Origin of the sequence: Pseudomonas sp. ADAK13 (assembly GCF_012935715.1) — a bacterium.
Classification (GTDB): domain Bacteria; phylum Pseudomonadota; class Gammaproteobacteria; order Pseudomonadales; family Pseudomonadaceae; genus Aquipseudomonas.
This window is the reverse complement of record NZ_CP052860.1, coordinates 6,857,246-6,869,990: the sequence shown is the minus strand read 5'-3', so window position 1 is coordinate 6,869,990 and position 12,745 is coordinate 6,857,246. Positions and strand designations below refer to the sequence as shown.

Sequence of the window (12,745 nt, the reverse complement as noted above, 5' to 3'; positions counted from 1 at the left end):
CGGGAGGTGAAGGAACGGGTTCCTTCACCTCCGGCGTATCATCAAACCCTGAACTGATCCATCAGCCCCTGCTGCTGGTTCGCCAGGCTGTTCAACGCCTGACTGACCCGCGCCGACTCATTCGCCTGCTCGGACAACGACTCCGTCACATCCCGGATCGTCGCCACATTGTTGTTGATCTCCTCGGCCACCGCGCTTTGCTCTTCGGCGGCGCTGGCGATCTGCAGGTTCATGTCGCTGATCACCGTCACCGCATCGCCGATCTGGCGCAGAGCGGTCACCGCCTGGCCCACCTGTTCGACGCTGCCCTGGGCCTGTCGGTGGCTGTTGCTCATGGAACCGACCACGTCCTGGGTGCCGCTTTGCAATTGCTCGATCACCAGGCGGGTTTCCTCCACCGATTCCTGGGTACGCCGTGCCAGGTTGCGCACTTCGTCGGCGACCACCGCAAAACCGCGCCCGGCCTCACCGGCGCGGGCGGCTTCGATGGCGGCGTTCAACGCCAGCAGGTTGGTCTGCTCGGCAATCGCACGAATCACTTCCAGCACCGATCCGATCTTCTCGCTATTGGCCGCCAACCCTTCAACCTGGGTCATCGCAGTGCTCATATCGGCCGCCAGATGACCGATGCTGGTGGTGGTGCGGTCGATCACGGTCAAGCCTTCGCGGGTGGCCTGATCGGCATCGCGGGCGGCTTGGGCCGCTTGGGCTGCACTGCGGGCGACGTCCTGGGCGGTGGCGCTCATTTCGTGGGAGGCGGTGGCTACCTGGTCGACCTGGCGGTATTGCTGCTCCATGCCGGCGCTGGTTTCGGTGGCAATGGCGGCCGACTGGTCGGCGGTGCCACGGGCGTCCTGCACCGAGCGTTTGACCTGGGCAATGATCGGTTGCAGCTTGTCGAGGAAACGGTTGAACCAGCCTGCCAACTCACCGAGTTCGTCGTGCTTGTCGTAGGCCAGCCGGCGGGTCAGGTCGCCTTCGCCGCTGGCAATGTCTTCCAGCATGCGGGCTACGCCGAGGATCGGACGCGTCACGCTGCGGGCCATCAGCCACACCAGCAACAGGCCAACGATCGCGGCCAACAGGCCCAGGCTCAGTTCCAGCAAGGTGCCTTTGGCGTTGTCGGCGTCCAGTTTGACCTTCAGGGCTTCGGCCGGCGCGACCAGGACTTTTTCCGGCACATCCAGCAGAACGCCCCACGGTTTGCCGTCAGGGATTGGCTGGAACGGTGCCAGCACCTTGAGTTGATGGTCGGTGCGCACACTGCGGGTCTGGGTACTGCTCGCCAGCGAACTGATCAACTGCGCGCCGTTGGCAGTGTCGACGGTGTCCAGGCGCTGGCTGAGTTTGCCAGCGTCCGGACTGTATCCGGCCAGCAGGCCCACCGGGCTGATGATGCTGACGCTGGTCTGGCCGTCGTAGAGTTTCTGGCTGGCGCCCTGGCTGACCGCCTGCAGGCTGTTGAGGTTGATGTCTACCGACAGCGACGCGATGACTTTGCCGTTGACCATCAGCGGGAAGACGATGCTGGTCATCAGCACCTTTTGCCCGTCGATGACATAGAAGTACGGCTCGATCACGCAGGGTTTGAGGGTGGTGCGCGGGCACGTGAACCAAGCGTTGGCTTTTTCGCCGCTGGGTCCGATGCTGGTGTCGGACATGTCGCTTTCGGGCAGCGACATTGAGGTCAGCTTGCCTGCGGTCGGCTGGGACCAGTACAGCGCAAAGCGGCCCTTGTCGTTGCTGCCCAGCTCTGGCTGGTTGGCGAACAACTCGTCCTTGCCATCCAGTGCGTTGGCTTCGAACACCAGGGACAGGCCCAGCAGGTCCGGGTTGGCTTGCAGCGCGGCTTTGACCTGGCGAGTCAGGTCTTCGCGCAGGTCGAAGGCATCCAGGAAGCGTTTCTCGGCCTGTTCGCGCAGGAACAGCACCTGCCGGGAAAAGCCGTGGCCGTATTGATAGGCGTCCATGAACTGCTGGCGAATCCCCAAGGCCTGGACTTCACCCTGGGCTTCGATGCGGGCCTGGGCGGCTTCGTCGAGCATTTCCATGCTGGAGGCCTTCACCAGATCGGAACTCTGCGCCATGCGGTACAGCGACAGACCCACCAGCAAGGTCACGATGCCTAACAGGCAGAGACCGGCCAGCAGGGTAATTTTCCATTGAATGGACAGCTGTCTGAGCGACATGGAGCCTTCCTTAACCTTTCGATACGACAGAGACGATCTGCCTGTATCGGCCGGTCAGGATTTTTCTTTATTCAAACGTTCAATTTAAAAGCTGTTTGTGGGGTGAGGGGCTTTGACATGCTTGCCTGCCTGCTGCAAAGTGCGCGCCCTCTAATAAAACTCCTTTAAAACCTGATTTGCGGCAGCTGTCCCCGACAGCAGCCCGGGCAGGCGCGTGCTTTTTTTTAAGTTTTCTGTCTTGAGGTAACGATGATTAATGCAGTAATCGCCGCGGTCGGCACCATGCTGGTGCTCAGCCTGTCCCGCGTGCATGTGGTGATCGCGATCATTGTCGGTGCACTGGTGGGTGGCCTGACCGGCGGCCTGGGCATCGATGCAACGCTCAAGGCGTTCAACAGTGGCCTGGGTGGCGGCGCGACGGTGGCGCTGTCTTACGCGCTGCTCGGCGCTTTCGCGGTGGCGATTGCCAAGTCCGGCCTGGCTCACGCGTTGGCAGACAAAGCCTTGCTGCTGGTCGACCGTCAGGAAGCCACAGGCGGCAGCCACGTCAAATGGCTGTTGATCGGCTTGCTCTGGGTGGTGGCCATCGCCTCGCAGAACATCCTGCCAATCCACATCGCGTTTATCCCGCTGTTGGTACCGCCGCTTTTATACGTGCTGACCAAGCTACAACTGGACCGTCGGCTGATCGCCTGCGTCATGACCTTCGGCCTGATCACGCCCTACATGTTTCTGCCGGTGGGTTTCGGCAACATCTTCCTGAATCAGATCCTGCTGGCCAACGTGGCCAAGAGCGGCGTCGACATCAGTCAGGTCAACGTCACCCATGCCATGGGGCTTCCGGCGCTGGGCATGGTGGTGGGCTTGCTGGTGGCGGTGTTTATCAGCTACCGCAAGAAGCGCGTGTACGACCTTGAGAAGATCGAGCGGGTCGAGCAGGTGGCCGTGCAATACAACCCGCTGACCCTGCTGGTGGCCGGCCTGGCGATTGCGGCGGCGTTCATTATCCAGCTGTGGCTGGACTCGATGATCATCGGCGCCCTGGCCGGGTTCCTGATCTTTTCGGTGTCGGGCATTGTGCGCTGGCGCGACACCGATGACCTGTTCACCGAAGGCATGAAGATGATGGCGATGATCGGCTTCATCATGATCGCCTCGTCGGGCTTTGCCGAAGTGCTCAAGGCCACCGGCGAAGTGCAGACCCTCGTGCAAGCCTCGGCGGCGTTTATCGGCCACAGCCGCGGTGTGGGGGCGTTGCTGATGCTGCTGGTGGGGTTACTGGTGACCATGGGCATCGGCTCGTCGTTTTCCACGGTGCCGATCCTGGCGGCGATCTTTGTGCCGCTGTGCGTGCAGTTGGGCTTCAGCCCGCTGGCCATCGTGTGCATCGTCGGCACGGCCGGTGCACTGGGCGATGCCGGCTCGCCCGCGTCGGACTCGACCCTGGGGCCGACCTCGGGTTTGAACATCGACGGCCAGCATCACCATATCTGGGACACCGTGGTCCCGACCTTCCTGCACTACAACATTCCGCTGCTGGCGTTTGGCTGGTTTGCCGCGATGACGCTCTGAGGGATTGTCCTACAGATTTATTGTAACTAGCCGTTAACCTCTTAAGGTGTCCCTTAAGAGAGAAGAGCCATGCGTCTGAGTCTAAAGGCCAAAGTACTGTCCCTTGCTGTCCTGCCCGTGTTGTTGTTTGCCGTGATCATCAGCCTGACCACGGTGTGGATCCTTCAGGAGCAGGCCCGCAAGGAGGTCGAAGAAACCCGCCAGAACCTGCTCAACGACGCCAAGACCACCTTGCGCGGCTACGTCGAGGTGGCACTGACCACCATCAAGCCGCTGTATGACGCGGCCGCCCAAGGCGATACGACGGCGCGGGCGCAGGTGGTCAAGCTGCTGTCCAACACCAGCTATGGCAAGGACGGTTATTTCTTCGGCTACGACTCCGAGACCATTCGCCTGTTCAAGGGCAACAGCCCCGACGGCGTCGGCAAAAGCTTCAAGGACAACCGCGACCCGAATGGCGTCTACGTCAACCGCGACCTGGTGAAAGTCGGCAAGGATGGCACCCACTACCTGCAATACAGCTCGACGCAGCCCGGCCAGACCGAGCTGGTGCCCAAGCTTGGCTACACCGAATACCTGCCCAAGTGGGACATGGTGATCGGTACCTCGGTGAACCTGGACGGCATCGACGCCCAGGTCGCCGAGGTTCAGGCCAAGGTGGAGAAACGCATGGAAGGCGTGGTGCTGAGCATCATCGGGATCGCCGTGGTAGTGCTGTTGGTGATCGCCGCCGTGGGCATGCTGGTGGCCAACACCATCCTGCGGCCGTTGCACCTGATGAAGATCAACCTCGACGACATCGCCGCCGGTGAAGGCGACCTGACCCGCCGCCTGGCCATCAGCAGTCAGGACGAACTGGGGGAACTGGCCGGCTCGTTCAACCGCTTTGTCGACAAGATCCACGGCCTGGTGCGCCAGATCACCGAGATGACCTCCCAGCTTACCGGCCTGGTAAGCCAGGTCGCGGAGCAAGCCAGCCGCTCGGAAAAAGCCATGGAGCGCCAGCGTCACGAGACGGACCAGGTGGCCACCGCCATCAACGAAATGTCCTCCGCCGCCCATGAAGTGGCCCGCAGTGCCCAAGGCGCGGCGGTGGCGGCGCAACAGACCGACGCCGAAGGCCAGGCTGCGAAAAAAGTCGTGGACGGCAGCATTGCGCAAATCCATGCGCTGGTGAATGACATCCGCAGCAGCGGCGTGTCCCTGGACAGCTTGCAGCAGGACGTTTCGTCGATTGTCAGCGTGCTCGGGGTGATCCGCTCGATTGCCGAGCAGACCAACTTGCTGGCCCTCAACGCGGCCATTGAAGCCGCACGGGCAGGGGAGGCGGGTCGTGGGTTTGCCGTAGTCGCCGACGAAGTGCGGGCGCTGGCCAGCCGCACCCAGCAAAGCACCCAGGAAATCCAGGGCATGATCGACCGCCTGCAAAAAGGCACCGAAGCCGCCGTGGAATCCATGCGCCGCTCCAGCGATGCCGGAGACGGCACCTCGGCCCAGGCCAACGAAGCCGGTGCGTCTCTGGACACCATGGCGCAACTGATCGGCACCATCAACTCGATGAACGCGCAGATCGCCAGCGCCGCCGAAGAACAAACCGCCGTGGCCGAAGAGATCAACCGCAGCGTGCATCAGATTGCCGTGGCGGTGGACAGCGTGGCGGATGAAACCCAACAGGGCGCCCAGACCTCTCGCAGCCTGGCGGACCTGGGGCAGCGGTTGGGGCAGTTGGTGGGGCAGTTCAGGATTTGATTGCAGGCTTGAGCCATCGGCAACGTCCTGTTGCCGACGGGCTTGGCTGGATTGATCGATCAGGTCAACAGCGCCAAACGTTCTACCGTCTCCGGAAACTGCGCCACCAGCCGAATCAGGGTTGCCGCCTGAGCATTGGGTGTGGCCCGGCCTTGCTCCCAATTTTCCAGGGTCCGGGTGTTGGTGCGCAGGTACATCGCAAACACCGAGCGCGACAGATTGAGTTGTTGACGCACAGCGACTACTTCGTCGGCAGTGAGCGGTGCCAGCTTGCTCAACTGCACCTTGTGGCTGCGCAGCGTTACCTTGCCTTGTCGTTCATCTGCCAGCGCGTCGAAGCCTTCGACCAGTTCGGAAAAGATGTCACGTTTCATAAGATTTTCTCGCTTTGATTTCCCTGTCCAGCAGGTGTTTGAGCGCCGTTTTGTGTTGTGTGCTCAGGTCGTCCTGTTCGTGTTTGCCATAAAGGGTGAACAGCCAGAACTGCGTACCACCCGACCACCAGTAATAGATGACTCGCAGGCCACCCCGTTTGCCCTTGTTGCGTCGCTCATCGACAAAGCGAACCTTGCGTAACCCGCCGGTCCCCTCTATCACGTCGCCCGCCTGCGGGTTTCTCATCAACGCCTGTTGAAAGCCGTGAAATAACTCATCATTCAGATAATCCCTGCGGTGCCGCTCAAAGGCTGGCAATTCGATAAATAGAGCATCCATGTTCTGTACGTAGCCTGCGTATAGTTTGGTGGCCCATCTGCGGTGGGTCAAGTGACCCTGCTGTGGGATGTTTCCTAAAACGCAACCACGATACGAGCGACGCAGGCAGGGTGATGCCGGAAGGGGAGGTTTCTCGATGAGGAAAACTCCCTTTGTGTGTCAGGCAAGAAATTAATACCCCAGAAACGCAAAACGGCGCCCTAAGGCGCCGTTTTGCTTGCTGCGTTTAACTAAGCGATCAACCCGCCATCACCGCATGCTGCACCAGGGTGAGCAACGGTTGTGGGTACACACCCAGGAAGAACGCCAGCAGGGCGATTGCCAGCAGCATCACGCCGCCCGCTTTCTGTTCCCAGTGCAACTCGGCGTCCACACGGCGCAGGTTTGGCTCGATCAGGTACAGGGTCACCATCACGCGCAGGTAGTAGAACACGCCGATGGCGCTGCCCAGTACCAGCGAGGCCACCAACCACCATTCGTGGGCTTCAACACCCGTCGCCACGATGTAGAACTTGCCGATGAAGCCGGCGGTCAGCGGGATGCCGGCCAGGGACAACATCATCACGGTCAGTACGGCGGTCAGGTACGGACGGCGCCAGAACAGGCCGCGATACTCGTACAGGGCGTCGGCGTCACGGCCTTTGTAAGGCGAGGACATCAGGGTGATCACACCGAATGCACCCAGGCTGGTGATCACGTAGGTGACCAGGTATACACCGATGGCTTCCATCGCCAGGCCCTTGCTTGCCACCAGGGCGATCAGCAGGTAACCGAAGTGCGCGATGGACGAATAACCCAGCAGACGCTTGAGGTTGTTCTGGGTCAGCGCCAGCAGGTTACCGAACAGGATCGACGCGATCGCGATGATGGTCAGCACGTTGCTGAGTACACCGGTGTTGGCCGCAGGGGAGATCTGGAACAGACGCACCATCACCGCAAACACGGCGACTTTCGACGCGGTAGCCAGGAACGCAGCCACCGGCGCCGGGGCGCCTTCGTACACGTCCGGGGTCCACAGGTGGAACGGCACCAGCGACAGCTTGAACGCCAGGCCGATCAGCATCATGGCCAGGCCCAGTTGGGCGATGGGCGCAGGGCTGCCGGAGGTTGCCAGGGCGTGACCGATACCGCTGAAGCTCAGGCTGCCGGCTTCTGCGTAGAGCAGGGCCATACCGAACAACAGGAACGCGGAACCGGCGGCCGACAGCACCATGTACTTGATGCCGGCTTCCAGGGAGCGCTTGTTGAAGAAGGCATACGCCACCAGGCCGTAGACCGGGATCGACAGCAGTTCCAGGCCGATGAACAAGCCGGCCAGGTGCTGTGCGCTGACCAGCACGATACCGCCGGCCGCAGCCAGCAGGATCAGCAGGTACAGCTCTTCGCGGTTGCCCGGGTAGCCGGTGCCGCCTTCGCCGAGGTAGGCGTGGGCGAGGGTGACGCAGGCCAGGGTGGCAACCAGGATCAATGCGATATACAGCAGCGCAAAGTCATCGACCATCATCAGCGGGGTCACGGCCAGTGGCGCGACCTTGAGTGCCGGGATAATCGACAGCAGGGCCAGGTTCAAACCCGCACAGGACAGCAGGAACGTTTGTGAGTGATTGCGGCGCCAGGCGATCGCCAGCATCACCACCACGATGGTGAGGCTGGTGATCAGCAGCGGCGCAAGCGCGATAAAGTGTTGGATCGTGAATTCCATAGCGCTCTTACCGGGCCGAAGCGAGTTGAGAGAAGGCGGTGCCGAACCACTGCTGCACGCCATGCATCGTTGCGGCAGAAGTATCCAGGAACGGTTGCGGGTACACGCCGATGAACACCAGCAGTACCGCAAGGCCGAGCACCATGATCAGTTCGCGAGCATCCATCCCTTGCAGGACGGTGTCGGACTTGGCCGGGCCGAAGTAGGCGCGGTGGATCATGATCAGCGAGTAGACCGAACCGAACACCAGGCCGGAGGTAGCGATTGCACTGATCCACGGGGTTTGCACGAAGGCACCCATCAGGATCAGGAACTCTCCGATGAAGTTACCGGTACCCGGCAAGCCCAGGGAGGCAGCGGCGAAGAACAGGCTGATGGCCGGCAGGTAGGCGATACGCGACCACACGCCACCCATCTCGCGCATGTCACGGGTGTGCAGGCGCTCGTACAGCTGGCCACTGAGGATAAACAGTGCCGCGGCCGACACACCGTGAGCCAGCATCTGGATCACAGCGCCTTGCAGCGCCAGTTGGCTGCCGGAGTAGATGCCGATCAGTACGAAACCCATGTGGGAAACGGATGAGAAGGCAATCAGACGCTTGATGTCGGTTTGGGCGAAGGCCAGGAACGCACCGTAGAAGATCCCGATCAGACCGAGGGTCATGGCGATCGGCGCAAACTCGGCCGAGGCATTCGGGAACAGCGGCAGGGCGAAACGCAGCAGGCCGTAGGCCGCCGTCTTCAACAGAATACCGGCGAGGTCCACGGAACCTGCGGTCGGCGCCTGGGCGTGAGCGTCAGGCAACCAGGAGTGGAATGGCACCACCGGCAGCTTCACCGCGAACGCGATGAAGAAGCCCAGCATCAGGATGTACTCGGTGGTCAGGGACATCTTGGTTTTCAACAGATCGGCGTAGTTGAACGTGATCACGCCCGTGCTGTTGAAGTTGACCAGTACCAGGCCCAGGATCGCCACCAACATGATCAGGCCGGAAGCCTGGGTGAAGATGAAGAACTTGGTCGCCGCGTAGATCCGGGTTTTCTTGCCGTCCGAAGAACTGTGACCCCAGAGCGCGATGAGGAAGTACATCGGCACCAGCATCATTTCCCAGAAGAAGAAGAACATGAACAGGTCGAGGGCGAGGAACACGCCGACAACGCCGCCCAGGATCCACATCAGGTTCAGGTGGAAGAAGCCCACGTGACGCTGGATCTCTTTCCAGGAGCAGAGTACCGAGAGGATACCCAGCAGGCCGGTCAGCAGGATCATCAACAGCGACAGGCCGTCGAGGGCCAGGTGCACGTTGATGCCGAAGCGCTGGATCCACACGTGCTTGAATTCAAGCGCGAAGGTGGGATCGACACCCGGTGCCGGAGCAAATGAATAGTCGCCATGGGCCCACAGCCAGAGGCCGAGCGCGAGTTCCAGGGACATGGTCAGCAACGCAATCCAGCGGGGGAGGGTGGCGCCGAAGCGTTCACCCATCCAGCAGAGCAGGCCGCCGATAAAGGGGATCAGGATTAGCCAGGGCAGAATCATGACGGGCTCGTTTCCTTTCGCAAGTTCGCAAAGTTCGCAATGTGCATAGTCAGACCGCGACCACGATGATGGCGCCGATTACCAGGACGGCACCGGCCGCCATGGAAGCTGCATACCAACGCAATTGGCCGGTCTCGCTGCGGCTCAGGGCGGTGTGACCGGCCTTGGCGGCACGCGGGATCAAACCGATGGTCTGGTCGAGCGGGTCTTTGCGCAGTACGTGGCTGATCGCAAGGTAAGGCTTGACGAACAGTTTGTCGTAGATCCAGTCGAAGCCCCAGGCAGCGAACCACCAGGCCGAAAGGAAGCGGCCAATGCCACTGTTGGCGATGGCAGTGACGAAGCGGCGCTTGCCGAGGAACAGCAGGGCCGCCAGCAGGATACCGGCGATGGCGATGGCACCCGAGGCGATTTCCAGGCTGTGCTTGGCGGCGCCGCCGGCATGGCCAGCGCTCTCCGGCAGTACACCGGCCAGAGGCGGGGTGATCATGGCGCCGACGAAGGTCGACAGGATGATCAGCACCGACAGTGGCAGCCAGTGGGAAATGCCGTGGCCTGCGTGCGCTTCAGTCTTGGCTTCACCGTGGAAGGTGATGAAGATCAGGCGGAAGGTGTACAGCGAGGTCATGAACGCACCCACCAGGCCGGCGTACAGCAGGCCGTGGTTACCGCTGGCAAAGGCTTCCCAGAGGATTTCGTCTTTCGAGTAGAAACCTGCGGTCACCAGTGGCAGGGCCGACAAGGCCGCGCCGCCGACGATGAAGCTGGCGTAGGCCAACGGCAGTTTCTTCCACAGGCCGCCCATCTTGAAGATGTTCTGCTCGTGGTGGCAGGCAACGATCACCGCACCGGAAGCAAGGAACAGCAGGGCCTTAAAGAAGGCGTGGGTCATCAGGTGGAAGATCGCGCCGTCCCAGGCACCCACGCCCAGGGCCAGGAACATGTAGCCGATCTGGCTCATGGTCGAGTAGGCGAGGATACGCTTGATGTCGGTCTGAACCAGGGCAGCAAAACCGGCCAGTACCAGGGTCACGCCACCCACCAGGCCCACCAGATGCAGAATCTCTGGCGCCAGGGTGAACAGGCCGTGGGTACGGGCAATCAGGTAGACACCGGCGGTCACCATGGTTGCGGCGTGGATCAGTGCCGAAACCGGGGTAGGGCCGGCCATCGCGTCCGCCAGCCAGGTTTGCAGCGGCAGTTGTGCGGATTTACCCACAGCGCCACCCAGCAGCATCAGGGTCGCCAGGGTGATCCAGAAGTCGCCGACCTGGAATTTCTGCGGTGCCAGCACCAGCAGTTCCTGGATGTTCAGCGTGCCCACTTGCTGGAACAGGATGAACAGGCCGATGGCCATGAACACGTCGCCGATCCGGGTCACGATGAAGGCTTTGAGTGCGGCGTTACCGTTGTTGCGGTTGCTGTAGTAGAAACCGATCAACAGGTACGAGCACAGGCCCACGCCTTCCCAGCCGAAGTACAGGAACAACAGGTTATCGCCCAGCACCAGGAACAGCATGCTGGCGATAAACAGGTTGGTGTAGGCGAAGAAGCGCGAGTAACCCGCTTCACCGCGCATGTACCAGGACGCGAACAGGTGGATCAGGAAGCCTACACCGACGACCACGCCAAGCATGGTGATCGACAGGCCGTCGACGTAGAGGGCGAAGTTGGGCTTGAAGCCCTCCACCGACATCCACTGCCACAACACCAGGGTGTAGTGGCCGCCTTCCGGCGGCGCGACGTTGAATTGCCAGATGACGTAGGCGGCGACAATCGCCGACAGGCCAATGGACCCCACACCGACCAGGGCCGAGAGGTTTTCCGACCAGCGTCCACGGGAGAACGACAGCAGCAGGAAACCGATCAGGGGAAATACGAAAGTCAGAAAGATCATGTTCATCCGCGCATCTCACTGGCAGCGTCGATATCAAGCGTGTGGAAGCGACGATACAGTTGCAGCAGGATCGCCAGGCCAATACTGGCCTCGGCGGCTGCCAGGCTGATCACCAGGATGAACATCACTTGTCCATCCGGCTGGCCCCAACGGCTACCGGCCACGATGAACGCGAGTGCCGCGGCGTTCATCATGATTTCCAGGCTCATCAACACGAACAGAATGTTGCGGCGAACCATCAGGCCGACCAGGCCAAGGCAGAACAGGATGCCGGCGACCGCCAGACCATGCTCCAAAGGGATAGCAGGCATCGTCATTGCTCCTTGGCTTCGTTGCGGCCCAAGTGGAAGGCGGTGATGGCTGCAGCGAGCAGCAGCATCGAAGCCAGTTCGACCACCAGCAGGTACGGGCCGAACAGGCTGATGCCCACGGCTTTCGCGTCTACGGTGGTGTGGCCGATGGCCTGGCCGCTCTGGTGAGCGAACAGCACATACAGCAGCTCACCCAGCAGCAGGGCTGCGAGGATCACCGGGCCGAGCCAGATGCCGGGCTTGAGCCAGACGCGTTCCTGGGCGACCGAAGCCGGCCCCAGGTTGAGCATCATCACCACAAACACGAACAGCACCATGATGGCGCCGGCGTAGGCGATCACTTCCAGCACACCGGCGAACGGTGCGCCGAGGCTGAAGAAGGTCATGGCCACGGCGATCAGCGAAATGATCAGGTAGAGCAGGGCGTGCACGGGGTTAGTGTTGGTGATCACGCGAAGCGTGGACACCACTGCAATACCCGATGCGAAATAGAAAGCGAATTCCATCTTTCTTCCTTAAGGCAGCAAGCTCTTCACGTTGATCGGCTCGGCTTCGTTTTGTGCGGCGCCTTTCGGCTTACCGGCAACGGCCATACCTGCAACACGATAGAAGTTGTAATCAGGGTTTTTACCGGGACCAGAGATCAGCAGATCTTCTTTCTCGTACACCAGGTCCTGACGTTTGAACTCGGCCATCTCGAAATCCGGTGTCAGCTGGATCGCGGTGGTCGGGCAAGCTTCCTCGCAGAGGCCGCAGAAAATGCAGCGCGAGAAGTTGATGCGGAAGAAGTCCGGGTACCAGCGACCGTCTTCGGTTTCAGCTTTCTGCAGCGAGATGCAACCCACCGGGCACGCCACGGCGCAAAGGTTACAGGCCACGCAGCGCTCTTCGCCGTCGGGGTCGCGGGTCAGGACAATGCGGCCGCGATAACGCGGCGGCAGGTACACCGCTTCTTCCGGGTATTGCAGGGTGTCGCGTTTGCGAAAGCCGTGACCGAACACCATCACCAGGCTTCGCAACTGGGTACCGGTACCCTTAACGATGTCGCCAATATATTTGAACATGGGTCAA

General features: G+C 61.2%; 11 protein-coding genes and 2 pseudogenes. 3 read left to right on the top strand and 10 right to left on the bottom strand.

What is annotated here, in order from left to right; translation table 11 throughout:
- Positions 1-41: 41 nt before the first annotated feature.
- Together HKK54_RS34110 and HKK54_RS34105 are read right to left on the bottom strand one after the other, a co-directional pair.
- Positions 42-797 carry a methyl-accepting chemotaxis protein gene (locus HKK54_RS34110; protein ID WP_442962347.1) on the bottom strand — a complete coding sequence of 252 codons (756 nt, stop codon included), beginning with the start codon at positions 795-797 and terminating at the stop codon, positions 42-44.
- A gap of 102 nt (positions 798-899) precedes the next feature.
- Positions 900-1,046 (bottom strand): annotated as a pseudogene (locus HKK54_RS34105) (HAMP domain-containing protein); the annotation flags it as partial.
- 1,395 nt (positions 1,047-2,441) lie between these two features.
- Between HKK54_RS34105 and HKK54_RS31790 the strand changes: the two are divergent.
- The 3 genes and pseudogenes from HKK54_RS31790 to HKK54_RS34095 all read left to right on the top strand — a co-directional run bounded on the left by HKK54_RS31790 (position 2,442) and on the right by HKK54_RS34095 (position 5,510).
- On the top strand, positions 2,442-3,761 hold the full coding sequence (locus HKK54_RS31790; RefSeq protein WP_169389406.1) for a Na+/H+ antiporter family protein: 1,320 nt from the start codon (positions 2,442-2,444) through the stop codon (positions 3,759-3,761).
- 69 nt (positions 3,762-3,830) lie between these two features.
- A pseudogene (locus HKK54_RS34100) lies at positions 3,831-4,652 on the top strand (cache domain-containing protein); the annotation flags it as partial.
- Between the two features lie 36 nt (positions 4,653-4,688).
- Positions 4,689-5,510, top strand: a complete 822-nt coding sequence (locus HKK54_RS34095) for a methyl-accepting chemotaxis protein (protein ID WP_442962346.1) — start codon at positions 4,689-4,691, stop codon at positions 5,508-5,510.
- Positions 5,511-5,569: 59 nt separating this feature from the next.
- Here the strand turns inward: HKK54_RS34095 and HKK54_RS31780 are convergent, their stop codons facing one another.
- The 8 genes from HKK54_RS31780 to nuoI all read right to left on the bottom strand — a co-directional run bounded on the left by HKK54_RS31780 (position 5,570) and on the right by nuoI (position 12,738).
- Positions 5,570-5,884, bottom strand: coding sequence for a helix-turn-helix domain-containing protein (locus tag HKK54_RS31780; protein ID WP_010172763.1), 315 nt, complete (start codon positions 5,882-5,884; stop codon positions 5,570-5,572).
- Complete coding sequence (locus HKK54_RS31775; RefSeq protein ID WP_169389034.1) at positions 5,874-6,224, bottom strand: toxin; 351 nt, start codon at positions 6,222-6,224, stop codon at positions 5,874-5,876. The genes HKK54_RS31780 and HKK54_RS31775 overlap by 11 nt, the downstream gene beginning before the upstream one ends.
- 238 nt (positions 6,225-6,462) lie before the next feature.
- Entirely contained in the window at positions 6,463-7,926 is a 1,464-nt protein-coding gene (nuoN, locus tag HKK54_RS31770; RefSeq protein WP_010172761.1) for an NADH-quinone oxidoreductase subunit NuoN, read from the bottom strand.
- A gap of 7 nt (positions 7,927-7,933) precedes the next feature.
- Positions 7,934-9,466, bottom strand: coding sequence for an NADH-quinone oxidoreductase subunit M (gene nuoM / locus HKK54_RS31765; protein WP_010172759.1), 1,533 nt, complete (start codon positions 9,464-9,466; stop codon positions 7,934-7,936).
- A 49-nt stretch (positions 9,467-9,515) separates the two neighbouring features.
- A complete protein-coding gene (gene nuoL / locus HKK54_RS31760) occupies positions 9,516-11,369 on the bottom strand; it encodes an NADH-quinone oxidoreductase subunit L (protein WP_003219559.1) in 1,854 nt (617 codons plus the stop codon).
- Positions 11,366-11,674, bottom strand: coding sequence for an NADH-quinone oxidoreductase subunit NuoK (nuoK, locus tag HKK54_RS31755; protein WP_003219560.1), 309 nt, complete (start codon positions 11,672-11,674; stop codon positions 11,366-11,368). The genes nuoL and nuoK overlap by 4 nt, the downstream gene beginning before the upstream one ends.
- Before the next feature lie 2 nt (positions 11,675-11,676).
- Entirely contained in the window at positions 11,677-12,180 is a 504-nt protein-coding gene (gene nuoJ / locus HKK54_RS31750) for an NADH-quinone oxidoreductase subunit J (RefSeq protein ID WP_003219561.1), read from the bottom strand.
- Between the two features lie 9 nt (positions 12,181-12,189).
- Entirely contained in the window at positions 12,190-12,738 is a 549-nt protein-coding gene (gene nuoI / locus HKK54_RS31745; RefSeq protein ID WP_003174725.1) for an NADH-quinone oxidoreductase subunit NuoI, read from the bottom strand.
- Positions 12,739-12,745: the final 7 nt, after the last annotated feature.

Excerpts from the sequence above, each read along its gene's own strand:
- HKK54_RS34110 (WP_442962347.1), bottom strand. The coding sequence starts at position 797 with ATGGAGCAGCAATACCGCCAGGTCGACCAGGTAGCCACCGCCTCCCAC.
- HKK54_RS34095 (WP_442962346.1), top strand. The coding sequence starts at position 4,689 with ATGACCTCCCAGCTTACCGGCCTGGTAAGCCAGGTCGCGGAGCAAGCC.
- HKK54_RS31780 (WP_010172763.1), bottom strand. The coding sequence starts at position 5,884 with ATGAAACGTGACATCTTTTCCGAACTGGTCGAAGGCTTCGACGCGCTG.
- HKK54_RS31775 (WP_169389034.1), bottom strand. The coding sequence starts at position 6,224 with ATGGATGCTCTATTTATCGAATTGCCAGCCTTTGAGCGGCACCGCAGG.
- nuoN (WP_010172761.1), bottom strand. The coding sequence starts at position 7,926 with ATGGAATTCACGATCCAACACTTTATCGCGCTTGCGCCGCTGCTGATC.
- nuoM (WP_010172759.1), bottom strand. The coding sequence starts at position 9,466 with ATGATTCTGCCCTGGCTAATCCTGATCCCCTTTATCGGCGGCCTGCTC.
- nuoL (WP_003219559.1), bottom strand. The coding sequence starts at position 11,369 with ATGAACATGATCTTTCTGACTTTCGTATTTCCCCTGATCGGTTTCCTG.
- nuoK (WP_003219560.1), bottom strand. The coding sequence starts at position 11,674 with ATGCCTGCTATCCCTTTGGAGCATGGTCTGGCGGTCGCCGGCATCCTG.
- nuoJ (WP_003219561.1), bottom strand. The coding sequence starts at position 12,180 with ATGGAATTCGCTTTCTATTTCGCATCGGGTATTGCAGTGGTGTCCACG.
- nuoI (WP_003174725.1), bottom strand. The coding sequence starts at position 12,738 with ATGTTCAAATATATTGGCGACATCGTTAAGGGTACCGGTACCCAGTTG.